The organism is Sphingopyxis yananensis, assembly GCF_020687785.1.
Taxonomy (GTDB): Bacteria; Pseudomonadota; Alphaproteobacteria; order Sphingomonadales; family Sphingomonadaceae; genus Sphingopyxis; species Sphingopyxis yananensis.
On record NZ_JAJEWI010000005.1, the window covers coordinates 748,199 to 771,824 of the forward strand.

Genomic DNA, 23,626 nt, shown 5'->3' on the forward strand with positions numbered 1-23,626 from the left:
CGTCCGTCCATATTGGGGTGGGCGCACCGCCAGCATAAGCGGGAGTAAAATTAGGCGCGGGCGCCGAACAAGGCTGTGCCCACGCGCACATGGGTTGCGCCCAAAGTGACAGCGGCGGCATAATCGCTGCTCATACCCATCGAGCGCAGCGGCAAATTGTGGCGATGCGCCAGTTCGTCCAGCAACGCAAAGAAGGGCGAGGGTTCGATGTCGGCGGGCGGAATGGCCATCAGGCCTTGGACATTCAGCCCATGTTGCTGGCACAGCGTCAGCAGGTCGGCAATGTCGGTTGCTGCGCATCCGCCCTTTTGTTCTTCCTTGCCGATGTTGACTTGAAGGAAAATTTGCGGGCTGCGGCCCAGTTTTTGAACGGCGCGGCCCAAGGCTTCGATCAATGATGGGCGGTCAACGCTGTGGATGGCGTCGAACAGGGCGACCGCTTCTTCGGCTTTATTCGATTGCAATTGGCCCACCAAATGGAGCGTGATATCCGGCGTTTCGCCGCGCAGGGCTGGCCATTTTTCGGCGGCTTCTTGGACGCGGTTTTCCCCGAAATGGCGTTGCCCCGCCGCGATTAACGGGCGGATGACATCAATGGTTTGGGTTTTGGAAATGGCGATCAGGCAGACATCGTCGCTGCGCTTGGCACGTATTTTCGCGTCGGCGATTTGTTGTTGAACCTCGGCCAATTGGTCCGCTGCTTGCGTCATAATCCATTCCTGTTGTTCGCGCGGCCATGCGCCAAGCATGGCATGCGTTGCGTGCGCTGTTGCTGGGCCTATAGAAAGGGTGATGATGAAGCGCCACCCCCAGACAGATTTCCTCCAGACGGAATTCTCCCAGACGGAATTCTCTATGCCGCCCTTGTGGCTGTTTAGCGATGAACGGTTGCAGAACAGGCTGATGGATGTGGTGGCCAGCCTGCCGGTTGGAAGCGGTGTGGTGCTGCGCCATGATGATTTGCCTGTTGGTGCGCGCTATCGCTTGATGCGCGGGGTGATGCGCGTGGCGCGTCTGCGCCAATTGACGGTGATTTTGGCGGGCGAGGCGGCCATGGCCCGCCGATGGGGCGCGCATGGCGTGCATGTGCGGCACCATATGGCACCGCCGTCTGGCGCGGCGCGGCGCGGTGGTTTTCTTGTGTCGATGCCCGTGCATAATCGCCGTGAAGCGCTGCGGGCGCGCAAAATGGGGGCGGATATTGTCTTTATCTCTCCGCTTTACGCGACGCGGTCACATGATGGGGCGGCATATTTGGGTGATGCGGCGTGGCGGCGCTTGGCCCGCGATGTTGGCGGGGCGCAGGTGGCGGCGCTGGGCGGCATGAGTGCGGCGGCGGCCCGCTCGCTGAATCGCAAGCGGGGCAGTTTTCATGGGCGCGCCGCATGGGCGGGCATTGATGCACTGGATCAGGCGTGTAGCATCAAACGCGCCAAAAGGCGTAAAGCCACGCTGCGCTAGCGTGGAGGAGTTTGCCTGAAGCATCTCGCCAGCGAATGAACGAGGATGATAGGGGAGCAGTGCGGAAGGTTTAGAAGCGGAACGCCGTGCCGATATAGACGGCCTGACTGTCGCGGCGGCCATCGGTCAATGGTTCGACGGCGTCCTCGCTCTTGTAGCGATAGCCAGCAGTGACGTCCAAATTCTTGGTCAAGCGATAGCTGGAGACAACGTCCACGGCTTGGTCGTTGGCGATGCTGCTCCACCGATCTGGCGCAGCCTCGGGGTCGCTTTTGGCGGGGCGCATTTGCGCGGCGAAGCGGGAAGGCTTGTGACGCTCACCCTCTAGGGCGCGGGCCTGAGGCAGATGCTTTAGGTCGGTGCCGCGTGGAATGGCCGGCGTGACGAATTTGTCAAAGCCCACCGAGGCACCCAAATCATAAGCGAGGGGTTGGATAGCAATAGCGGCCTTGCTGCGCGCCGCTGGCATGCGGGCCGCAGGGTTGGCTTCATTGGCGCGAATCACCACGGTGATAGCGCGGTTCTTGCGATCATTATCCGTGATGGCCGGTGTGAAGCTGAACTGGCTGCGCGTATTGGCGGCCATATTATTATAACGGGCAATCAGGCGCGGGTCGCCGCTGGCGGGGGTGAATTGGCCGAGCAAGGTTTCGGACAATTGCGTGTCGCGAATGCGGTCCGTGCGGGATAAGGATGCCAGAGCAGGGGGCAAAGCAATGGTGGTCGCGGCAAGCGCGATCAAACCAGCTTTTAAGAAATGGCGCGATTGTCGCGACATTATGCCCAACTCCATGTGTTGCGGGACGGGATTTGGCGGCAGAAATTGCTTTTTGTAACAAAATTGCTGACGAATCCGTCCTTCCTGTATGGGAACTATAGGCATGGAAATGGAGAAATTCCAGAGTCGTGACAAAAAGATAGGCCTGAATGTGCGGGATTGTTCCGGCCTGTTGCCGATTGTCCACAGCCCCGACCTTGGCTAGGCCCATTTGCGAAGCGTCGCCTGTGGATAGGGCGGATGGCAAGATGATGACGCCATTGGGTTTTTCGTCAAGCGCTGGCAATGCGGCGCGACGCGGTGGTGGGGATGGCGGGCAGGCGAACGCCCATAAACGCTAATCCGCCGATCTTGCATTGCTGTGCTTGCCGTGTGTTCGCAACGGCGATACAGACGCACACATCATTCCAGCTTGCGCGGCCTTCCCGATTATGTGGCGGCGCCCAGATAAAAGGTGCTTAGGCATGTCCAACCTGTCCGTTTCTGCCGTTCGCCGCACGGCGACTTTGGCGATGGTTGCTGTCGCTTGCGCAGGTCTTGCGGCTTGTGGTGGCAAGGAACGTCCCCGCGCCGATCTGGCAGCATCGCAAGTGACCACCATTGGCGTGAACAGCTATTTGTGGCGCGCGTCGCTGGACGCGGTGTCGTTCATGCCCTTGCTCCAAGCCGATAGCGCAGGCGGCGTGATCGTGACCGATTGGTATGCCAATCCATCGAACCCCGGCGAACGGATGAAGGTGACGGTTTCGATTTTGGACCAGGATTTGCGCGCTGACGCGCTGCGCGTCGCGGCATCGCGCCAAGTGTCGCAGGGCGGCGCTTGGGTGGATGCGCCAGTGCAGGCGGCCACTGTGCAAAAGCTGGAAGAAGTGATTTTGACCCGCGCGCGTGACCTGCGCCGCAGCGCCATTCGCGGATAATCACCGCCCGATTTTTTTGGCGCGGGATCGGGAACCATTTCGCGCCAATTTTATTGAATTTTTGACTTTTCTACCATTTACGGGAAACGGAAAATGACCCGCGATACGCGCTTTAGCGCATTGGCTGCCGATACGCGCTGGCAGGCCGCATGGGACGCCGACAACAGCTTTGCGACCCCCGATATCATGCGTTCGGACAATGACCGTCCCAAAGCTTATATTTTGGAAATGTTCCCCTATCCATCGGGCCGTATCCATATGGGCCATGTGCGCAACTATGCGATGGGCGACGTGTTGGCGCGTTTCAAGCGTATGACGGGCCATGATGTGTTGCACCCCATGGGTTGGGATGCCTTTGGGATGCCAGCCGAAAATGCGGCGATGGAAAAGGGCGTTCACCCCGGTGGTTGGACGCGCGACAATATTGCATCGATGCGCGCCCAGCTGAAGCGCTTGGGTTTGGCTTTTGACTGGGACCGCGAACTGGCGACCTGTGAGCCGGACTATTATGGTCAGGAACAGGCGTTATTCCTTGCTTTGTACGAAGCGGGCTTGGTGTATCGCAAAGAAAGCTTTGTGAACTGGGACCCGATCGACATGACGGTTCTGGCCAATGAACAGGTTATTGATGGACGGGGCTGGCGTTCGGGCGCCTTGGTTGAAAAGAAAAAACTGTCGCAGTGGTTTTTGAAAATCACCGATTTTGCCGAAGAATTGCTGCATGGTTTGGACACGCTGGACAAATGGCCTGACAAGGTCCGTTTGATGCAGGAAAATTGGATTGGCCATAGCAAGGGCCTGCAATTTTCGTTCAAGCTGACGGGCAGCAGCGATGGATTTGACGTGTTTACCACGCGCCCCGATACGCTGTTCGGCGCCAGCTTTGCAGCGATTTCGCCCGACCATCCTTTGGCGGCCAAGCTGGCGGCTAATGCACCGCAATTGGCGGAATTCATTGCAGATTGTCGCCGTCAGGGCACATCGGCGGAGCAGTTGGAAACGGCGGAAAAGCGCGGCTTTGATACCGGCCTGACCGTCGAACATCCGCTGGACCCCAATTGGCACCTGCCCGTGTGGGTCGTGAATTATGTGCTGATGGATTATGGCACGGGCGCGGTATTTGGCTGTCCGGCGCATGACCAGCGCGACTTGGATTTGGCGCGCAAATATGGCCTGCCAGTGCACCGCGTGATTGCGGACGGCGACCATGTGGCCCAAGTCTATGAGAGCGACGAGGCCTATGTTGGCGGCGGGAAATTGGTGAACAGCCATTTCTTGGACGGCATGAGCGTTGATGAAGCCAAGGCAGCGGTGATTGCGCGCGCGGAACATCAAGGGTGGGGCAAAGGCACCACCGTATGGCGTCTGCGCGATTGGGGCGTTTCGCGCCAACGTTATTGGGGAACGCCGATCCCGTTCATCCATTGTGATGCCTGCGGCACTGTTCCGGTTCCAAGCAACCAATTGCCGGTGGTTTTGCCAGAAGATGTGGACTTCTCTGTCCCTGGAAATCCGCTGGACCGCCATGCGACATGGAAGCATGTCGATTGCCCAAGCTGCGGCGGCAAGGCTGTGCGCGAAACCGACACATTGGACACATTTGTGGACAGCAGCTGGTATTTCCTGCGCTTCGCCAGTGCGCCAGCCGACAAGCCGTTTGACCCCGACGTGATCGCGCGTTGGTTGCCGGTCGACCAATATATTGGCGGTATTGAACATGCGATTTTGCACTTGCTCTATGCGCGTTTTTGGACGCGGGCGTTGGAACGTCTGGGCATGATCAACGTCAAAGAACCCTTTGCGAGCCTGTTCACACAGGGCATGGTCACGCATGAAACCTATAGCCGTGTGCAAGGCGAAGGTTTGCCGCCGATCTTCTTTGCACCGACGGACATTGACCGCACGGGTGATGGCGCGACATTGAAGGCCGACGGCAGTAGCGTGGATGTGGGCCGCGTCATTAAGATGTCGAAATCCAAAAAGAATGTCGTCGATCCCGACAATATTTTGGAACAATATGGTGCGGACGCGGCGCGTTGGTTCATGCTGTCGGATAGCCCGCCGGAACGCGACTTGCCATGGAGCGAGGCAGGCATTGAAGGCGCTTGGCGCTTTGTGCAGCGTTTGTGGCGCGTCTTTGGTGAAACCCAAAATCTGGGCGATAGCGCAGAGGATAAGGCGCTGGCCCGCAAGCTGCATCAGGCCATTGCTGGCATCGCGATGGATATTGAAGCATTGAGCTTTAATAAGGCGGTGGCCAAGGTCCATGCGCTGACCAATGACATTGAAAAATCCAAACCATCTGCCACCCGCGCAGAGGCTTGCCGCACGCTGATTTTGCTGGTGGCGCCCATGATGCCGCATCTGGCCGAAGAAGCATGGTCGGAATTGCCGGACAGTCAACGTACTGCCCATTTGGTGGCCCATGCGGCATGGCCCGTCGTCGATGCGGCTTTGTTGGTGGATGATGAAGTGACCATTGCCATTCAATTGGGCGGCAAGCTGCGTGATACCATGACCATGGCCAAGGGCGCGGACAAGGCGGATGTCGAAGCGGCCGCTTTGGCTCGTCCGAAAATTGCCGAGATGCTGGCCGGAGCAACGCCCAAGAAGGTGATTGTTGTTCCCGACCGCTTGGTTAATATTGTCGCCTGATGAAAAAGCTGATCCTCCCTTGCTTCATTGCTGCGTCGCTGCTGGTCAGCGGATGTGGTTTGCGCCCCTTATACGCCAATGGCGGCAAGGGAGAGGTGGCGGCCTTGCTGTCCGGCATTGATGTTGCGCCCATTGAGGGGCATCGGGGCTGGCTGGTCCGCAATGCGCTGCGCGACCGATTGCATGCATCCCAGCAGGATGGCGGACAAAGCCGCTATCGCTTGGATGTTCGGTTGGAAGACAGCATTGATGGATTTGGCGTGCGGGCCGATGAAGCGGTGGTGCGCGAACGGCGGACGCTGCGCGCGCGCTATCAACTGGTTGATGTATCGAATGGCGAAGTGTTGGTGGATGCCACGGCTGCGCAAGATGGCGGCATTGACGTGGTGGGCAGCGAATTTGCGACCATCGCAGCGGAATCGACGGTTCTAGAACGTTTGGCATCCAGCGTGGCAGATCAGATTATCGCCCGTATTGCCGTTTACGCCAATCGTACGGCAGGGCGTTCGCCCAGCGCGGAATGAAGCGGCGCTGACCGAATGAAGGCGGTTAAGCCCTATGAGTTGGAGCGGCTGAAGCGGCTTGACCCCGACACACGCTTGATGTTGGTGGCGGGGCCGGACGATTCGACCATGGCGGCGATTGCCAGCCATTTGCTGCGTTTGGCGGGCCAAGATGCCGAACGGCTGGACCTGAGTTCGGCGATGTTGGCGGCGGACCCGTCCTTATTGGCGGTGGAGGCAGCATCCATGTCGCTATTTTCGCCGCAGCGCGTGATCCGCTTGGAAATTTCCGGCAGTGGGGACGATGTTCTGCCCGCGCTGGAGGAGTTGTTTCAGGCCGAAAAGGTCATCAATCCGGTGATTGCATTGGGTGCCAGCATCACCGCAAAATCGAAAATTATCAAAGCGGTAGAGGCATCGTCCTGCGGCGTTGCAGCCATTTGCTATCAACCGGACCGCCGTGCCTTGGTGGGCATTGCGATGGATGCCGGACGCGAAGCGGGTTTGCGCTTTTCCAACGCCGAGGCGCAATTGCTGATCGATTTGGTGTCGGGCGACCAAGCGTTGATGCGGCAAGAGATTGAGAAGATTGCGCTTTATTTGGATGCTGCGCCAGAGCGGGAGCGGCAGGTGACGCCAGCGGACATCGCTTTGTTGGGCGCGGCGTCGCATGAAGAGGATGTCAGCGATTACATCAACGTCGCTTTGGGCGGCAAAGTACAGGCACTGCCCGATGTGCTGGCCACGGCGGCTGCCATTGGGGTGGCGGAAATACGCTTGATTCGCGCGCTATCGCTTCGGGCGCTGTTGCTGGTACGCTTGCGCGCCGATGTTGACGGCGGAGCGCATCCATCCAGCGTGGTCGGTTCGCCGCGCAGCGGTGTCTTTTTCAAAGAGCGAGAGGCGGTAGCCGCGCAATTGCATATTTGGGATGCGCCCAAGCTGGCGCGTTTAATGACGCGCTTGTTGGAATGCGAACAGGCGCTGAAGGCGTCGGGCACGGCGGGCTCTATTTTGTTTCGCAAATTGATGACGGACATCACCCATTTGGCAGCGCGCGCGCGTTAAGAGCGCGAGACATTGGCACCATATATGGGCCAGATTGGCCGCGTGCGGTTGGGCAATGTGGCGGTGATTTTGTGCAGCGGATATGATGCGCAAAAGGTGCAGCAAAAAATTGATAATAGCAGGGAATATAGTCCCTTTACCGGCATGATATAGCGCGTGCAGTCATGGGGGCTTTCACTTGCATTCGCTGAAAATGCTGCATATGCTGCACCCTATAACAATAGCATGAAATGCGGTGAGGAGAGGGCTATGTGGAAGTTGATAATTGCGGGACTGGCCGTTCCAGCCTGTGCGCTTGTTGGGCAGAATTTGCCTGAATCATCGACGCCAGCCCAAGCCGAAGCGACGAAGCTTGCGCAGCTTAACATCATGAATGATACGGAAAATATGGACTTGGTACGTGTGCGTGCGATGCAAAATCACGCTGTGTCGATGCAAACCTATGCGATGGTTGCTGCGCGCTAAATTTCATATCATTTAAGGCAATATATTGGCGTTAGTCCGGCGAATCTTATGTTCGCATGGGCATTGCGATATACAGGAATTGCATATCCTAATTTCAAAAATTGTGCAGTGCAGCATAATTTATCGCTGAGGCGATCGCGGCTTTGGATGCCGCTATTTTTCATAATCTTTGTTTTGCGCGCCTTGGTGGGTCGGATGCGGCGCTGTCGTTGCGATATCGCCCGCAATGCGCTGTATTGTCCTGCGTGAGCCAAGCACCGTTAGGGATTGCGGCGCCGATCTGTGTCGCTGATCGGTGGCGGCTCTGGCCCCTTTTGCGGCCCACTGCATCCATGCCCTGAGTGACATGCGCATGGGAGCAGTTGTAAGCGCGGGAAAAGGCTTGGCAAGGCAGCGTGCGCAGCAGATAGCAGCCGAGCATGATCAAAAAAGCTGCGTACCAACGACCGCGTCGTTGGCAGCGCATGGGCGGCAAGGAATAGATATGGCGGATATTTTTGGGGCCTTATTCCCCATTTTTGCGCTGATTGTGGTGGGTTTTGCCTGTGGCCGTGTTCAGTGGTTCGGGCAAGATTCCCATCATGTCTTGAATGGCTTTGTCGCCAATCTGGCTTTGCCCGTGCTGACATTCCATATTTTGGCGACCATGGATGCGCGGGATTTGATGGAACCTGTCATGTTCACCGTGGTCGTCGGCGCTTTCTTGATCGTTTATACTGTGCATTTCGCCATCGAATCTTGGCGCGGGCAGGGGCGCGGTGAAGCCAATGCTGCGGCTTTTGCGGCATCCTATGGCAATCATGCCTTTATTGGGCTGCCGATGTGTTTGGCGATTCTGGGTCCAGCCAGCCTTGCCCCTGCTGCCGTGATTATCGCCCTGAATTCCACCATTTTATTTGCGCTGGGGACATTGTCTGCTGTGATGACCAGTCCAAATGCGCGCGTGGGGCGTAGCCGCATGGACGGCGTGAAAATGGCGGTGTCGCTGGCGTCGCGCAATCCGCTGTTGATTGCTGCACTGGCTGGGGCGTTGGTGGCGGTGGCTGCGCTGCCCTTGCCGCAGCCTGTGGATAAGTTGCTGATCACCATCGGGGCCACGACCACGCCTTGCGCCTTGATTGCGGTGGGCTTGTTCATGGCGCGTCCGGTGCCGCAGGCTGGCGGGACGGGCGCAACCATGCGTAGCGTCGCTGGGAAGTTGCTGCTTTTGCCAGTGGTGACGGCGGGCTTGTTGTGGGTGCTGCCGCCGCAGCCGACCATTATATATCAGACTTTGTTGTTAATCGCGGCGGTGCCGTCGGGTGCGGGATGTTTGGCGCTCGCCCGCTATGGCGGCGATGGGGCCCTGCGCATGACGGCGCGCATTATCACCATATCGACGATTTGTGCGGGGCTGAGCTTGCCGATCTTGATGCTGGTGATGGGATTGGGCGCATGATCGCGCTGATGGAGGACGCGTGCGCGCAAGGTGCCATCGGTTGTGGCATGGGGCGCTGTTTCAATGATATGATCTGATTTATATAAAGGCCGCTTGCTATGCCATTTGGGCTAGTAAGTGGCTCCCCGGGCAGGATTCGAACCTGCGACCAATCGATTAACAGTCGATTGCTCTACCGCTGAGCTACCGAGGAACAGGCGCCGTGTGGCGTGGGACAAGCCTATGCTGATATCCGGCGCGTTTGGCAACAGCCTTGTGCAAGAAATGTGTGAAACAAGATAAAAATATTGACCATGTCCGTGCTTGATGGACGGTCATGCTGCAACGCGATTGACGCAGCGCGGACAAAGGATGAGGGTGGCCAATAGGGGCAAGGCGAGATGTCGCCACTTGTCCAAGCTGTGATGCAATTCAGCGATGTTGGAAAGTGGCTCCCCGGGCAGGATTCGAACCTGCGACCAATCGATTAACAGTCGATTGCTCTACCGCTGAGCTACCGAGGAGCAATCCGCCGTAGCGGACGAGAGGCCCTATGATGGGAATGAAATGATTTGGCAAGCCCTAAAAAGCAAATTGTTCCATTGCGATGCGGTCGTCCAGCCCATGGTCGGGGTCGAACAGCAAGGTCAGCGGGCGGGAACGGTCGGCGGTGACGCGGACATGCTTGATATCGCGAATCTCCCGCTGGTCGGCAACGGCGCTGACGGGGCGTTTGACGGCCTCAAGGACGTTGAATTGAAAGCTGGTGGCTTCGGGTAGAATCGCGCCGCGCCAGCGCCGAGGGCGAAAAGGGCTGATCGGCGTGAGGGCGAGCAGCGCAGATTCCAACGGCAAGATGGGGCCGTTGGCCGACAAATTATAAGCGGTGGAGCCAGCGGGGGTGGACACCAACAGCCCGTCGCAAATCAGTTCATCCAACATGGTTTTGCCATTAACCATCACTTCCAGTTTTGCCGCCTGACGGGTTTCGCGCAGCAGAGAGATTTCGTTTATGGCAGGCAGGATGTGGCGTTCATTGTCGATGGTCGTGATTTCGCCGCTGAGCGGGTGGATGATATATTGGCTGGCGTTGCTAAGGCGTTCCAACAGAGCCTCGGCACGAAAATCATTCATCAAAAAGCCAACGCTGCCGCGATTCATCCCAAAGACGGGCAAGGTGCGGCGGCGGTCGAGCATCTGGTGTAAGACATGCAGCAAAAACCCATCGCCGCCCAAGGCAATGACCAGATCAGCCTCGGCCATATCGACGAAATCATACATGGGTCGCAGTTCGGCTTCCGCCTCTAGTGCTGCTGGTGCATTGGATGCGACCAGCGCAATATTGCGTTGCATTATCTTCCCCCTGTGGATGAGCAGCCTAGGGCCGTTCCGTTCGACTAAAGGGGGCAACGCCAGCTTTATCGAACCGGAAAGGGGCGTGCTCTGATTTCGCTATTTTGACAGTCATTTGAAGGGGAAGCAAGTGAGCAGTGTCTGACTGCTGCTGGTTAATCATGAGGGAATGAGAATTTTGATTGAAGCGCAAGGAAATGAGCGCAATGATCACGCCCGCCTAGTCGGGGCGCTATGATATCGGATGACAGATGTGCTGATTGCTGCGGCTGAAAAAATTACAAAAGATTTTTTGGTGCAAAGTCCCCTTATCGGCGTGATTTTGGTGCAGGCCGATGAATTGGCCCGAATTAACCACAGCGTTGGGTCCGCCGCTGGTGATGCTATCCTAGAGGAAATCGGATGGCGTTTGCAGACCTTTGCCGGTGATGAATTTGGCGCGGGCAGCTATGTCGCGCGGTTGGATGGGCCAAGATTTTTGATTGTGCCATCCAAGCCCATGACGGAGAGGGCCTTGTTTGTGCAGGAGCGATCCCTGCATTTGGCGCTGGCCGAACCATTGGTCGGCGACCCCCATGGCCGCGTGACCATGCGTATTGCGACGGCCATGATTTCGGCGGACCAGTCGGTGGAGGCGCAATTGCGCAGCGCGTGCGAGATTTTGGCGCGCCCTGCGTCCGCCCGCGATGGGGCGTCGGTGAAAGCGGCGCTGGAACATGACGAAGTGCGGATAGTCTATCAACCGCAATATGACATGATTTCCGGCGTGATGGTCGGCGTAGAGGCGTTGATCCGTTGGGAACATCCCGAGCTGGGAACATTGGGCGCAGGACCGTTGGTGACCGCGGCGCGAGCCGCTGGCATGGACAAGGAATTGACCAAACACGCCCATCGATTGGCGCTGCGCGAGGCGGGGCAATGGCCAGCGGAACTGGCGGATTTGCGTTTGTCGCTGAATATTACCGCTGCGGATTTGGGGGATTTGGACTTTGCCAGCCGCGTGGCGCGCATGGCCGCCGAAGAAGGGGTTTCGCAAAGCCGATTGACGCTGGAATTGACCGAACAAGCGATGCTGAGCGACCCTGCCAGCGCCGCCGCGCAATTGGCGCAGTTGCGGGCGGGGGGATCGTCCATTGCGATTGATGATTTTGGTACCGGATATTCCAGCCTGTCGTTGCTGGCGCGCTTGCCCATTGATTATTTGAAAATCGACAGCGGTTTTACACGCACCATTATGGGCACAAAGCGGGACCAGATTGTGGTGCGGGCGATTGCCGATTTGGCCAAGGCCTTGGGCTTGGTCGTGATTGCCGAAGGGGTGGAAAATGATACCCAATTGGCGCGCTTGGCGGAATTGGGCGTTGGCGTGTGGCAGGGGTTTTTGTGGTCAGAACCGGTGGCGGGTGCGGCGCTGCCCGCTTTGGTGGCAGAGGCGCGGGCGCGCGACGCAAGATTTCCGGTGCATCAAGATTAAGACGGCGTAATGACGCGCGGCGGGGCTTATCCCGCCTGCCGCGCCACCTTTCCTAGACCTTTGGACAGTTGTAACGCGCCATTCAGGCGCGCTGGCGCGCTAGCCCAGTCGCCGCTGATCGACAGCTTCATATCGGGGCGCAATTTGGCGCGGCCCTTGAGGCGTTCGACATAGGCAATCAGGCCGGGGATGTTGGCGAATTGATCGCCGTGGAAGCTGATGAGCGCGCCCTTGGTGCCAACGTCCAGCTTGGCGATGCCGGCTTGTTTGGCGTTGGCCTTGATTTCCATCAATTGAATGAGGTTCGACGTTTCTTGGGGCAATGGGCCGAAACGGTCGATCATTTCAGCGGCGAACGCGTCCAGTCCGGCACGGTCTTCGGCGTCATTGAGGCGGCGATAGAGGGCCATGCGCAGCGGCAGGTCAGGAACATAATCGTCGGGAATCAGGATTGGCGCATCGACGGTGATGACTGGCGACAAGGCTTCGCGTGGAGGGGCGACGCCTGCCCCCTCGGCCTTGGCGACGAGAATCGCTTCTTCGAGCATGGATTGATACAGTTCAAAGCCGACTTCGCGGATATGGCCGGATTGTTCATCGCCCACCAAATTGCCAGCGCCGCGAATATCGAGGTCGTGACTGGCGAGTTGGAAGCCCGCGCCCAGCGTGTCGAGATCACCCAGCAATTTCAGACGCTTTTCGGCGGTGTCCGTCATCGCGCCGCCTTCGGCGGTGGTGAGATAGGCATAGGCCCGCGTTTTGCCGCGTCCGACACGGCCACGAAGCTGGTATAATTGCGCTAGGCCGAAGCGGTCGGCCCTGTGGATAACCAGCGTGTTGGCGCTGGGGATGTCGAGGCCGCTTTCGACGATGGTGGTCGATACCAGTACATCATATTTGCGGTCGTAAAAGGCGCTCATCCGCTCTTCGACTTCGGTGGGTGACATTTGGCCGTGGGCGACGACATATTTGATTTCGGGGATGCGGGTGCGCAGAAATTCTTCAATATCCGGCAGGTCTTTGATACGCGGGGTGACGAAGAAGCTTTGGCCGCCGCGATCATGTTCGCGCAGCAAAGCCTCGCGGATCACCACGCCGTCCCATGGCGCGACATAGGTGCGCACGGCCAAACGGTCGACCGGCGGCGTTTGAATGACGCTGAGTTCGCGCAGGCCCGACATCGCCATTTGCAACGTGCGCGGAATGGGCGTGGCGGTGAGGGTGAGGACGTGGACGTCGGTTTTTAGCTGTTTTAGCCGTTCCTTGTGGACGACGCCAAAGCGTTGTTCTTCGTCGACGATTACGAGGCCGAGATTTTTGAAATCGACGGATTTGGCGATGACGGCATGGGTTCCAACGACGATGTCCATCGTGCCGTCCGCCAAACCATCGCGTGTTTTTTGCGCTTCGGAGGCAGGGACAAGGCGGGATAGGCGGCCGACATTGATCGGGAAGCCTTTGAATCGTTCAACGAAATTATTGAAATGTTGGCGGGCAAGCAAGGTGGTGGGCACGACCACGGCGACTTGTTGCCCCGCCATGGCCGCGACGCAGGCGGCGCGCAGCGCGACCTCCGTTTTGCCAAAGCCGACATCGCCGCAAACAAGGCGGTCCATCGGGCGGCCAGAGGCCAAATCGTCCAGCACATCGCCGATGGCGCGTTCTTGATCGTCGGTTTCTTGATAGGGGAAGCGGTCGGCAAAGGCGGGATAGCTGGTGTCGGCGGTCAGGACTTCGCCGCTGCGCAGCGCGCGCTGGGCAGCCGTGGCCAGCAATTCGCCCGCAATCTCGCGGATGCGCTCTTTCATCCGCGCTTTGCGGCGCTGCCATGCTTCGCCGCCTAGCTTGTCCAGCCCGACGCCTTCGCTGTCGCCGCCGTAGCGGGACAGGACGTCGAGATTTTCGACGGGAACGTAGAGTTTGTCGCCGCCCTGATAGGTGAGCAAGACGCAGTCATGCGGGCTTTTGCCTACGGGGATGGAGGTGAGGCCTTCGTAGCGGCCCACGCCATGGTCTAGGTGGACGACGAGATCGCCGACCGACAATGTGGCAAGTTCCGCCAAGAAGGCGTCGGCGCTTTTGCGCTTTTTCTGGCGGCGCACCAAACGCTCGCCCAATATGTCTTGCTCGGTCAGCAGGCTGATGGCGTCGGTGGCAAAGCCATGATCCAGTGGCAAGACGACCATGGCGGTCGCGCCGCCCGCTTCGGCCGAGGCAAGCCCCAGCGCGCTTTGCCAATCATCGGCGGGGTGCAGGCTGGTGACGCCATGATCGCGCAGCAGGCCAGATAAACGGTCCCGCGCACCCGCGCTATAGCTGGCGATGATGGTGCGGCGTCCCGCGCGGCGTTCGTCCGACAGATGGTCGGCGACCATGTCATATATGTTCAGGTCGGCGGCGCGTTCGGGCGTGAAGTCGCGCGCGCTATGGCTTTCCATGTCGATGACCATGGGCGCGGGCGGTGTGTCGAAGGCGGTGACGATATGAATGGGGCGGGTGGCGGCCGCGTCATTCCATTCGGGCTGCGTCAGATAGAGAGCGTCGGGCGCGAGAGGGCGATAGCTGCCCGCTTGTTCCTGCGCGGCTTCGACACGGTTGGCGTGATAGTCTGTGATCGCTTCGAAACGGCTGTCGAGTGTGGCCTCGCTGCGCTGGCTGCGGAGGACGGGGGTGTCGGCGTCCAAATAATCGAACAGCGTCGCCAGCTTCTCTTCAAACATCGGCAGCCAATGGTCCATGCCCGCTTGGCGGCGACCCTCGCTGACGGCTTGATAGAGCGGGTCGCCGGTGGCTTGGGCACCGAAACGGTCGCGGTAGCGGCTGCGGAAACGCTTGATGCTATTTTCATCCAGCAAAGTTTCGGCGGCGGGCAGCAGCGACAGGCCCTTGGCGGGCGCAAGGCTGCGTTGGTCGGCGGTGTCGAACCAGCGAATCGATTCAATTTCGTCGCCAAAGAAGTCAACGCGCAGGCCATGCTGCTCGCCCGCCGCGAACAGATCGACGATGCTGCCGCGCACCGCAAATTCGCCTTGGTCGGCCACCGTGTCGACGCGGTTAAAGCCATTGGCGACCAGTAATTCGGCCAAAGCATCGCGGTCAATCCGCTGCCCCGCCGCTAAGGTGGTGGCGAGTTGGCGAATGCGGAAGGGCGTGAGCGTGCGCTGGGTGGCGGCGGCGATGGTGGTGAGGATAAGCTCGCCGCGTTTGGCGGGTTGTTGCAGCGCGGATAGCGTCGCCAGCCGGTCGGCGCTGATCCGCATGGATGGACCCGCACGGTCATAGGGCAAGCAGTCCCAAGCCGGAAAACGGTGGATGGTGAGATCCGGCGCAAAGAAAGGCGCGGCGTCGGCGATGGCCTGCATGGCGGCATCGTCGGTCGCGATATACAGCAGCCTTTTGCTGCTGGCGCGGGCCAGATCGGCCAGCAGCAACGGCAAAAAGCCGTCCGCCACTCTCGCAAGGGTTAGCGGCGCAGAGGCGCGGCCAATTTGGGCGAAAAGGTCGGCGGAGGCAGGCTTCATGGCAGCGGGATATAATCCAATTTGCGCATGGCAGCGATCATTTCGGGGTTGTTCAAATGTTCGGGCGGTTCGCCCACATTCATGGCCCAAGCCATGATGTCCACATCATCTTCTTCGCAAACCGCTTCGAACCAGACGAGCTGATTTTCATCAAAGGTCGGACCATAGCGGTCGAAAAAGCCGCCGATCATATAGTCGGCCTCGCGGGTGCCACGGTGCCAAGCGCGGAATTTCAGGCGTTTCAGGCGGTCGTTCATGCAGGGCCTTTTAGTCGGATCGCTGAGACTATCAACGCACAAGCGGCAATAAGTTTCGCGGCTGTTATTTTCGCGGTCTTGCGCTAGACATCGGGCCATCATGCGACCCGAAATTTTGAACCCTTTATTTGCCGCCCTGACCGACCTGAAGGGCGTTGGCCCGCAACTGGCCAAGCCCCTTGCGCGATTGGGATTGGAAACGGTGGCGGACGCGCTGTTTCATTTGCCGACCGGCCTGATTAGCCGCGTTCCGCTGGACTGTTTGGAGCAGGGGCAGGCAGGCCAAGTGGTGATTGTCGAGGTGACGGCACAGGATTATCGGCCAGGCCGCAGTCCGCGCGCACCCTTTGGTGTCGATGCGGTGGATGCGGCGGGCGATCATGTGCGGTTGGTTTATTTTGGGCGCACGGCGGGCTTGGCGAAAAAATTGTTTCCGCTGGGCGAAAAACGGCGGGTGTCGGGGCGGCTCGATCAATTTGGCGATATGTGGCAAATTGTGCACCCCGACCATGTCAGCGAAATTGGCGAGGGCGCGGCCCCGATTGCGATGCAGGAGGCGGTCTATCCGCTGACCGAGGGGCTGACCAATGCGCGGCTGTCGGGCCTGATGCAGATGGCCTTGGAACGGCGGCCCGAATTTCAGGAATGGATTACGCCGTCGATGGTGGCGGGTCATGGATGGCCGAATTGGCATGACGCGATGGGCCGCGCGCACCAAAGCCCGCATGATGCACCGGCGCGGGATCGGCTGGCTTATGACGAGATTTTCGCCAGCCAAGTGGCGTTGATGCTGATCCGGCAAAGCCTGAAGAATCGCCGTGGCCGCGCGATTATGGGCGACGGGCGCTTGGTGCAGGCTTTGCAATTGCCGTTCGGTTTGACGGGGGCACAGGAACGGGTGGGCCGCGAAATCAGCGTCGATATGGCCCGCGACACACCGATGCTGCGCATGTTGCAGGGTGATGTTGGCAGTGGCAAAACTTTGGTGGCCTTGCGCGCCATGTTGACGGCGGTGGAGGCGGGGACGCAGGCGGCCTTGCTGGCCCCAACCGAGATTTTGGCGCGCCAACATTTGGCGTCCCTGCAAAGCATGTTGGCGGGGTTGCCAGTGAATATCGCCATATTGACGGGCCGCGACAAAGGCAAAGCCCGCGAAGCGACGCTGATGGGCTTGGCGGATGGCAGCATTCATATTTTGGTGGGCACCCATGCGATTTTCCAAGAATCGGTGCAATATCGTGACCTGAGCTTGGTGGTGGTGGATGAACAGCATCGTTTCGGTGTGGCCCAGCGGTTGATGTTGACGGACAAGGCCCAGCGTCCCCCGCATTTGCTGGTGATGACGGCGACACCGATCCCGCGCACTTTGTTGCTGGCCAATCATGGCGAGATGGATGTGTCGCGGCTGGATGAAATGCCGCCGGGACGCACGCCTGTGGATACCCGCGTGATCAGCATTGAGCGGTTGGACGAAGTGGCGGATGGGCTGGCGCGGCATTTGCAAAAGGGTGAGCAAGCCTATTGGGTGTGCCCCTTGGTGGCGGAGAGTGAAAAGTTGGATTTGACCGCCGCCGAAGACCGCGCCGAATATTTGCGGGCGCGGCTGGGCAGTGAACGTGTCGGCTTGGTGCATGGCAAGATGAAAGGGCCGGAAAAAGACGCGGTGATGTCGCGTTTTGAGGCGGGCGAGATTGGCGTTTTGGTCGCGACGACGGTGATTGAAGTGGGCGTCAATGTGCCCAATTCAAGCCTGATGGTGGTGGAACATGCGGATCGATTTGGCTTGGCGCAATTGCACCAATTGCGCGGGCGTGTGGGGCGCGGAACAGCGAAAAGCGTCTGTTTGTTACTGCGTTCCCAAAATCTGAGCGAGACGGCGCGGGAACGCTTGGCCTTGATGCGCGATACCAATGACGGCTTTGTGATTGCGGAAAAAGATTTGGAATTGCGCGGCGGCGGAGAATTGCTGGGGCTGAAGCAATCGGGGGATGCCGATTATCGCCTGTCGACCGCGGAACAATTGCAGCGATTATTGCCCGCCGCCCATGATGATGCGCGCTTGTTCGTTGAGCAAGATGGCGGGATGGACGGAAAACGCGGTGGACCGGTGCGCGATTGCCTATATCTGTTCCGCCGTGATGCGGCGATACCGTTGCTGCGCAGCGGCTAGGGGTGCGGCGCGGCGAGCTTGGGAAATGGGATGCAGGCGGCGTTACGACGCGCTGGGTGTATCCGAGTCCGTATCGACCTTGACGCCCATGGCGCGCAGCAAAGGTAGATAGTCTTTTTCGTCAATTGGGTCGTCAAATTGCGTGCCAGATTTCCCGCTGATCGACCAGATCACCTTGGCAGAGCGCGCACCCAAAATGGGCAGGCGAAAGATTAATTTGTCATCCAGTTCAAAGGCCTGTGGATAGCGGACCAGCAAGCCGTCATTGCTGATGTTAACACAGGTAGCGATGTCTTGGCGGCCGTCGGGCAGGTCGAACGACAGGCGGAAATAGACATCGCTGCGTTTGGTGCCGCGCTGATCCAGCCCCATATAATTTGGCGTTTTGGTGTCGGATTTGCGCATGAAAAACCCCCGCAATTCGTTAAACGGCGGGGGCTTTTTACGCCATTTTTCAGGGCTTGGTTAGCCCCAAAAATGCTTCGCTTTAACGGTTAATTAAACCGTGCTTCTTGGCGCCAAGGCTGAGCGTGATCGGTTGGTCGGCGGGTTGGATGACCAGTGTCGCATCCTTGACCACGTCGCCGTTCAGCTTGACGGCACCTTCGTCCAATTTGCGGCGCGCTTCTTTGTTGGAGGCCACAAAACCCAAATCGCGCAGCGCGTCGAGGATGCGGATACCATCTGCGCCAGCGCTGATTTGCGGCAGGTCGCCGCCAATATGGCCTTGTTCAAAGGTTTGCTGCGCGGTTGCTGCGGCTGTTGCCGCCGCCTCGGTGCCGCGGCACAGGCTGGTGGCTTCGTTGGCGAGGATTTTCTTCGCTTCGTTAATGTCTGCGCCTTCGAGCGATTCCAATCGCGCGATTTCGTCCAATGGCAAATCGGTGAACAAACGCAGGAAGCGGCCAACATCGCGGTCGTCGCAATTGCGCCAAAACTGCCAATAATCATAATCCGGCAATTGGGCGGGATTCAGCCAGATAGCGCCCGATGCCGTCTTGCCCATTTTGGTGCCAGCGGCGGTGGTGAGCAATGGGGTGGTCAAGCCGAATAATTGGCTGCCGTCCATACGCCGGCCCAATTCCATGCCATTGACGATATTGCCCCATTGGTCAGAGCCGCCCATTTGCAGGCGCATGCCCATTTTCTGGGACAAGTAGCGGAAGTCATATCCCTGAAGAATCATGTAGTTGAATTCAAGGAAGGTCATCGGCTGTTCGCGTTCCAGACGCAATTTTACCGAATCAAAGGTCAGCATACGGTTGATGGTGAAATGGGTGCCAACCTCTTGCAGCAATTGGATATAACCCAATTGGCTCAGCCAGTCGTGGTTGTTGACCATGACAGCATCGGTTGGGCCGTCGCCAAAGGTAAGAAATTGTTTGAAGATACTGAAAATAGATTGGATGTTGGATTCGATGGTGTCTTGCGAAAGCATCTTGCGGCTTTCGTCGCGGCCCGTTGGGTCGCCAATATGCGTGGTTCCGCCGCCCATCAGGACGATCGGTTTGTGGCCCGTTTGCTGCAAACGGCGGAGCATCATGATCTGGACGAGGCTGCCGACGTGAAGGCTGGGGGCCGTCGCGTCAAAGCCAATATATCCTGGCACAATCTGTTTCGCGGCAAGCGCATCTAGGCCTTCCGCGTCCGTGGTCTGGTGGATATAGCCGCGTTCATCGAGAACGCGCAGCAGATCAGATGTGTAGCTAGTCATAATGGCGGCGCGCATAGCATGGAGTGAAGCAAATGAGTAGGGTGATCGCGACAGGGAATTTGTGGGCCCATCCTGATACGCCTTGCGAATGGCTGTCGGATATCATGGTCACGGTGACGGATGACGGCGATGCGCTGACCATCGCTTATCATGTCGTGGGCGAAATTGATGACGTGAAATTGCCGGAACACCCATCGGCCCAGCGCAAAGATGAGCTGTGGAAAACCACTTGTTTTGAAGCGTTTCTGGGCTTTGACGATGGCAGCTATGCCGAATATAATTTTGCGCCAGCGGGGGATTGGGCGGGCTATCGTTTTAGTGGATATCGCGAGGGCGTGACGAATTTAGACGTGCCAGCGCCGGAAATCAGCGCCGAGGGCAATGATTATATGCTGTTGATTACCGCAAAAATCGCCAAGCCCGATCAGCCGATGGCACGCTTGGGACTAGCGGCGGTGATTGAGGATTGGGACGGCGAGAAAAGCTATTGGGCGCTGCGGCACCCATCGGAAAAGCCCGATTTCCATCATGCCGATTGCTTTGCGATCACGCTTGCGGCAGGCCAATGACATGATAGTTCACTTCGGTATTGATCGCCTGATTTCCGATGCGGCTTTGCGCGCCCCCTTAGAAGGCAAGCGTGTGGCTTTGCTGGCGCACCCCGCATCCGTGACGGCGGATTTGACGCATAGCGTGGATGCGCTGTTCGCGGCGGGGGTGAATGTCACCGCGCTCTTTGGCCCGCAGCATGGTGTGCGCGGCGATTTACAAGATAATATGATGGAATCGCCGGATTATACCGATCCGGTTTATGGCATTCCTTGCTTCAGTCTTTATGGCGAAGTGCGCCGTCCGACCGATGCGTCGATGGATACATTCGACGTGTTGTTGGTCGATCTGCAGGATTTGGGCTGCCGTATTTATACCTTCATTACCACGCTGCTCTATGTGATGCAGGCGGCGGAGCAGCATGGGAAATCGGTGTGGGTGTTGGACCGCCCCAATCCCGCAGGCCGTCCGGTGGAAGGGAATCGGCTGGAGGCGGGCTGGGAAAGCTTTGTCGGCGCGGGGCCGATGGTGATGCGGCATGGCCTGACGATGGGCGAAATGGGCCGCTGGTTTCAGCAGCATTTCGGCCTGAATTTGGATTATCATGTGGTGCAAATGCGAGGGTGGCAGCCGGATGGTGCGGGCTTTGGCTGGCCCACGGACCGCGCTTGGGTGAACCCCAGCCCCAATGCGCCCAATGTGAATATGGCGCGCGCCTATGCGGGCACAGTGATGGTCGAAGGCGCGACATTGAGTGAAGGGCGCGGCACGACGCGGCCTTTGGAATTGTTCGGCGCGCCCGATGTTGATGCGCGCGCGGTCATTGCGGAAATGCAGCGGATTGCGCCCGAATGGCTGGCAGGGTGCAAGCTGCGTGATATTTGGTTTGAACCGACCTTCCACAAACATATGGGCAAGCTGAATAGCGGGGTTCATATTCATGCCGATGGTCCATGGTATGACCATGCGGCTTTCCGCCCGTGGCGGGTGCAGGCGCTGGGATTTAAGGCCATTCGCAGCCTTTATCCCGACTATGTGCTGTGGCGCGGTAAAGATTTTAAATATGAATATACCGATGATGTGCTGGCGATTGATGTGATCAATGGGTCGACCAAATTGCGCGAATGGGTGGATGATCGGACGTCGACGCCCGCCGATTTGGACGCATGGGCGGCGCCGGATGAGCAAAGCTGGCGCGACGAAATTGCGCCGCTGCTGCTATATTGATGGACAAGGGCGGGGCGCACACCCCGCCTTTTTCATACATGAACTGCGATATAGGCGATGAGGGCGGCGGCGGGGAGGAGGAGGAGCTGGGCTAGCACCGTGCCGATCAGGCGGCTGTAGCTGATCAGCGTCACCGCGCGGCGGAAATCAGCCTCGCCTACTTTGCCTTCCACCGCGTCATCGGTCATCACACCCAATTGCGGGTCGATGAAGGCGAACAGCAAGATGGTTGCAAAACCGTTGATGACGGCGGAAAGCTGGGATGCGGTGACGCGAAATTCGGGGGCGAGATAGCCCGCATAGAGACTGGCGACGACACCCACGGCCAGCAGGCTTTGCGCCGCCGCATTGGCGATCAACACGCCCCAGCTAATCCCCTTGGGCATATGCCAATTTCTAAGATTGTTGAGGCTGGGCAGGGTAAGGGCGCGCCATGCCGCTTTGATGCCAGAAGGGCTGGCGGCCTTGATCGCCAATTTGGTGGTTGAGCGGTGGTTTTGATACCAGCCGATGGCGGTGGCGAATAAGCGCTGACCCGTGGGGACCAGCAAAATGCCGAGCAAGGTGGCGATGCTGGCGGCGGCCAGCACCAATTGCATGTCGAAAAACAGGGCCTCTCCGCTGCCATTATGGATGCGCGTCTCGATGCGTTTGGCAAGGAAGGGGCCAAGGAAGCTGTTGGATGTGCGCGAAAACAGCACCAAAATATTGAACAAGGCGAAGGACATGGCGATACGCCGCGTCCGCACCCCCGCGATGCGCGCAGCATAGGCCAGCGCACCGATCAGGTTAATAAAGCCGGTGAGGCATAAAATGATGAGCAGCGGCAAATCGAGCATATTGGCTGCCAGCCCTATGGCCAGCCTCCCTGAAGCAGTTCAGCCTATGCCATCGGCGCTTAATGTTTGCGCGTCAATTCCCGCATGGCATCATCCAGCCCGCTAAGGGTGAGCGGATACATGCGGTCATTCATCAATTGTTTGATCAATTTGATGGATTGGGTGTAACCCCAATGCGGCTCTGGCACGGGATTCAGCCAGACAGCGGCCGGATAGACATGGGTGATGCGCTGCATCCACACCGCGCCCGCTTCTTCGTTAAAATGTTCCACGCTGCCGCCCGGATGGGTGATTTCATAGGGGCTCATGCTGGCGTCGCCGATGAACACGGCTTTATAATCATGGCCATATTTGTGCAGAATGTCCCACATTTGGGTGCGTTCCGACCAGCGGCGCTTATTGTCTTTCCACACGCCTTCATAGGGGCAGTTGTGGAAATAGAAAAATTCGAGATTTTTAAATTCGCTGGTTGCCGCGCTGAACAATTCTTCGCACAGCTTGATGAACGGGTCCATTGATCCGCCGACATCCAAGAATAGCAATAATTTCACGGCATTGCGCCGTTCGGGGCGCATTTTAATGTCCAGCCAGCCTTGGCGGGCGGTGCCGTCGATGGTGCCCGCAATGTCCAATTCATCCGCCGCGCCTGTGCGGGCGAATTTGCGCAAACGGCGAAGCGCAATTTTGATGTTGCGCGTGCCCAATTCCTTGGTGCTGTCGAGATTCGCAAATTCGCGCTTTTCCCATACTTTTAGGGCGCGCTTATGTTTGCTTTCGCCGCCAATGCGCACCCCTTCGGGATTATAGCCATTGTTGCCGAACGGGCTGGTGCCGCCTGTGCCAATCCATTTATTGCCGCCTTCGTGGCGCTTTTGCTGTTCCTCCAGCCGCTTTTTCAACGTTTCCATAATCTCTTCCCATGAACCAAGGGATTCGATTTTGGCCATTTCTTCGGCGGTCAGGAATTTTTCGGCTACTGCCTTCAGCCAATCTTCGGGGATGTCTACCGGATTTTGGCCATAGTCGGTCAGCAAGCCTTTGAAGACTTTGTTGAACACTTGGTCGAAGCGGTCGAGCATCCCCTCGTCTTTGACGTAGATAGCGCGGCTTAGATAATAAAATTGTTCGGGCGTGCGGTCGATCACCTCCCGATCCAGCGCTTCTAACAGCATGAGATGCTCTTTCAGGCTGGCAGGGATGCCAGCGGTGCGAAGCTCATCCAGAAAACCGAAAAACATAGCTGTCATTCACTTCA

At 58.3% G+C, this 23,626-nt stretch carries 21 protein-coding genes and 2 tRNA genes; 12 read left to right on the top strand and 11 right to left on the bottom strand.

What is annotated here, in order from left to right; translation table 11 throughout:
- Positions 1 to 50 precede the first annotated feature (50 nt).
- The gene (locus LKO31_RS06050; RefSeq protein WP_227689265.1) at positions 51 to 710 is read right to left on the bottom strand and encodes a YggS family pyridoxal phosphate-dependent enzyme; all 660 of its coding nucleotides are present in this window, start codon (positions 708 to 710) and stop codon (positions 51 to 53) included.
- Positions 711 to 792: 82 nt separating this feature from the next.
- Between LKO31_RS06050 and LKO31_RS06055 the strand changes: the two genes are divergently transcribed.
- Positions 793 to 1,461 carry a thiamine phosphate synthase gene (locus LKO31_RS06055; RefSeq protein ID WP_227689267.1) on the top strand — a complete coding sequence of 223 codons (669 nt, stop codon included), beginning with the start codon at positions 793 to 795 and terminating at the stop codon, positions 1,459 to 1,461.
- Between the two features lie 70 nt (positions 1,462 to 1,531).
- Here the strand turns inward: LKO31_RS06055 and LKO31_RS06060 are convergent, their stop codons facing one another.
- Positions 1,532 to 2,239, bottom strand: a complete 708-nt coding sequence (locus LKO31_RS06060) for a hypothetical protein (protein WP_227689269.1) — start codon at positions 2,237 to 2,239, stop codon at positions 1,532 to 1,534.
- Between the two features lie 512 nt (positions 2,240 to 2,751).
- Between LKO31_RS06060 and LKO31_RS06065 the strand changes: the two genes are divergently transcribed.
- The 7 genes from LKO31_RS06065 to LKO31_RS06095 all read left to right on the top strand — a co-directional run bounded on the left by LKO31_RS06065 (position 2,752) and on the right by LKO31_RS06095 (position 9,288).
- Positions 2,752 to 3,159, top strand: a complete 408-nt coding sequence (locus LKO31_RS06065; protein WP_227689604.1) for a DUF3576 domain-containing protein — start codon at positions 2,752 to 2,754, stop codon at positions 3,157 to 3,159.
- A 93-nt stretch (positions 3,160 to 3,252) separates the two neighbouring features.
- Positions 3,253 to 5,814 carry a leucine--tRNA ligase gene (leuS, locus tag LKO31_RS06070; RefSeq protein ID WP_227689271.1) on the top strand — a complete coding sequence of 854 codons (2,562 nt, stop codon included), beginning with the start codon at positions 3,253 to 3,255 and terminating at the stop codon, positions 5,812 to 5,814.
- Positions 5,814 to 6,338: an LPS assembly lipoprotein LptE gene (lptE, locus tag LKO31_RS06075; RefSeq protein WP_227689273.1), complete on the top strand. Its 525-nt coding sequence runs from the start codon at positions 5,814 to 5,816 to the stop codon at positions 6,336 to 6,338. The genes leuS and lptE overlap by 1 nt, the downstream gene beginning before the upstream one ends.
- A 15-nt stretch (positions 6,339 to 6,353) precedes the next feature.
- A complete protein-coding gene (gene holA, locus LKO31_RS06080; RefSeq protein ID WP_227689274.1) occupies positions 6,354 to 7,385 on the top strand; it encodes a DNA polymerase III subunit delta in 1,032 nt (343 codons plus the stop codon).
- A 12-nt stretch (positions 7,386 to 7,397) separates the two neighbouring features.
- Positions 7,398 to 7,538 carry a hypothetical protein gene (locus LKO31_RS06085; RefSeq protein WP_227689276.1) on the top strand — a complete coding sequence of 47 codons (141 nt, stop codon included), beginning with the start codon at positions 7,398 to 7,400 and terminating at the stop codon, positions 7,536 to 7,538.
- A gap of 96 nt (positions 7,539 to 7,634) precedes the next feature.
- Positions 7,635 to 7,850 carry a hypothetical protein gene (locus tag LKO31_RS06090; protein WP_227689278.1) on the top strand — a complete coding sequence of 72 codons (216 nt, stop codon included), beginning with the start codon at positions 7,635 to 7,637 and terminating at the stop codon, positions 7,848 to 7,850.
- A 484-nt stretch (positions 7,851 to 8,334) separates the two neighbouring features.
- Positions 8,335 to 9,288, top strand: coding sequence for an AEC family transporter (locus tag LKO31_RS06095; protein ID WP_227689280.1), 954 nt, complete (start codon positions 8,335 to 8,337; stop codon positions 9,286 to 9,288).
- A gap of 118 nt (positions 9,289 to 9,406) precedes the next feature.
- Here LKO31_RS06095 and LKO31_RS06100 read toward each other — a convergent pair.
- The 3 genes from LKO31_RS06100 to LKO31_RS06110 form a co-directional block, all read right to left on the bottom strand.
- Positions 9,407 to 9,481, bottom strand: a tRNA-Asn gene (locus LKO31_RS06100).
- A 235-nt stretch (positions 9,482 to 9,716) separates the two neighbouring features.
- A tRNA-Asn gene (locus tag LKO31_RS06105) sits at positions 9,717 to 9,791 on the bottom strand.
- A 58-nt stretch (positions 9,792 to 9,849) separates the two neighbouring features.
- The gene (locus LKO31_RS06110; protein ID WP_227689605.1) at positions 9,850 to 10,623 is read right to left on the bottom strand and encodes an NAD kinase; all 774 of its coding nucleotides are present in this window, start codon (positions 10,621 to 10,623) and stop codon (positions 9,850 to 9,852) included.
- Positions 10,624 to 10,915: 292 nt separating this feature from the next.
- Between LKO31_RS06110 and LKO31_RS06115 the strand changes: the two genes are divergently transcribed.
- Positions 10,916 to 12,094, top strand: a complete 1,179-nt coding sequence (locus LKO31_RS06115) for a GGDEF domain-containing phosphodiesterase (protein ID WP_227689281.1) — start codon at positions 10,916 to 10,918, stop codon at positions 12,092 to 12,094.
- Between the two features lie 26 nt (positions 12,095 to 12,120).
- Here the strand turns inward: LKO31_RS06115 and mfd are convergent, their stop codons facing one another.
- Complete coding sequence (gene mfd, locus LKO31_RS06120) at positions 12,121 to 15,615, bottom strand: transcription-repair coupling factor (RefSeq protein WP_227689282.1); 3,495 nt, start codon at positions 15,613 to 15,615, stop codon at positions 12,121 to 12,123.
- Positions 15,612 to 15,872: a succinate dehydrogenase assembly factor 2 gene (locus LKO31_RS06125; RefSeq protein WP_227689283.1), complete on the bottom strand. Its 261-nt coding sequence runs from the start codon at positions 15,870 to 15,872 to the stop codon at positions 15,612 to 15,614. The genes mfd and LKO31_RS06125 overlap by 4 nt, the downstream gene beginning before the upstream one ends.
- A 100-nt stretch (positions 15,873 to 15,972) precedes the next feature.
- Here LKO31_RS06125 and recG point away from each other — a divergent pair, with 100 nt between their 5' ends.
- Positions 15,973 to 18,042, top strand: a complete 2,070-nt coding sequence (gene recG, locus LKO31_RS06130; RefSeq protein ID WP_227689284.1) for an ATP-dependent DNA helicase RecG — start codon at positions 15,973 to 15,975, stop codon at positions 18,040 to 18,042.
- 42 nt (positions 18,043 to 18,084) lie between these two features.
- On the opposite strand, the gene LKO31_RS06135 is transcribed toward recG, so the two are convergent.
- Positions 18,085 to 18,447 (bottom strand): PilZ domain-containing protein, encoded by a 363-nt coding sequence (locus LKO31_RS06135; protein WP_227689285.1) that lies wholly within the window; start codon positions 18,445 to 18,447, stop codon positions 18,085 to 18,087.
- An 82-nt stretch (positions 18,448 to 18,529) separates the two neighbouring features.
- Positions 18,530 to 19,756 carry a tyrosine--tRNA ligase gene (tyrS, locus tag LKO31_RS06140; RefSeq protein ID WP_227689286.1) on the bottom strand — a complete coding sequence of 409 codons (1,227 nt, stop codon included), beginning with the start codon at positions 19,754 to 19,756 and terminating at the stop codon, positions 18,530 to 18,532.
- Positions 19,757 to 19,788: 32 nt separating this feature from the next.
- On the opposite strand from tyrS, the gene LKO31_RS06145 reads away from it, so the two are divergent.
- The gene (locus LKO31_RS06145; RefSeq protein WP_227689287.1) at positions 19,789 to 20,325 is read left to right on the top strand and encodes a DOMON-like domain-containing protein; all 537 of its coding nucleotides are present in this window, start codon (positions 19,789 to 19,791) and stop codon (positions 20,323 to 20,325) included.
- Between the two features lies 1 nt (position 20,326).
- A complete protein-coding gene (locus tag LKO31_RS06150) occupies positions 20,327 to 21,532 on the top strand; it encodes an exo-beta-N-acetylmuramidase NamZ family protein (protein ID WP_227689288.1) in 1,206 nt (401 codons plus the stop codon).
- A 32-nt stretch (positions 21,533 to 21,564) separates the two neighbouring features.
- Here the strand turns inward: LKO31_RS06150 and LKO31_RS06155 are convergent, their stop codons facing one another.
- The gene (locus LKO31_RS06155) at positions 21,565 to 22,371 is read right to left on the bottom strand and encodes a lipid II flippase Amj family protein (RefSeq protein WP_227689289.1); all 807 of its coding nucleotides are present in this window, start codon (positions 22,369 to 22,371) and stop codon (positions 21,565 to 21,567) included.
- A gap of 59 nt (positions 22,372 to 22,430) precedes the next feature.
- Complete coding sequence (locus LKO31_RS06160) at positions 22,431 to 23,609, bottom strand: vWA domain-containing protein (protein ID WP_227689606.1); 1,179 nt, start codon at positions 23,607 to 23,609, stop codon at positions 22,431 to 22,433.
- Positions 23,610 to 23,626: the final 17 nt, after the last annotated feature.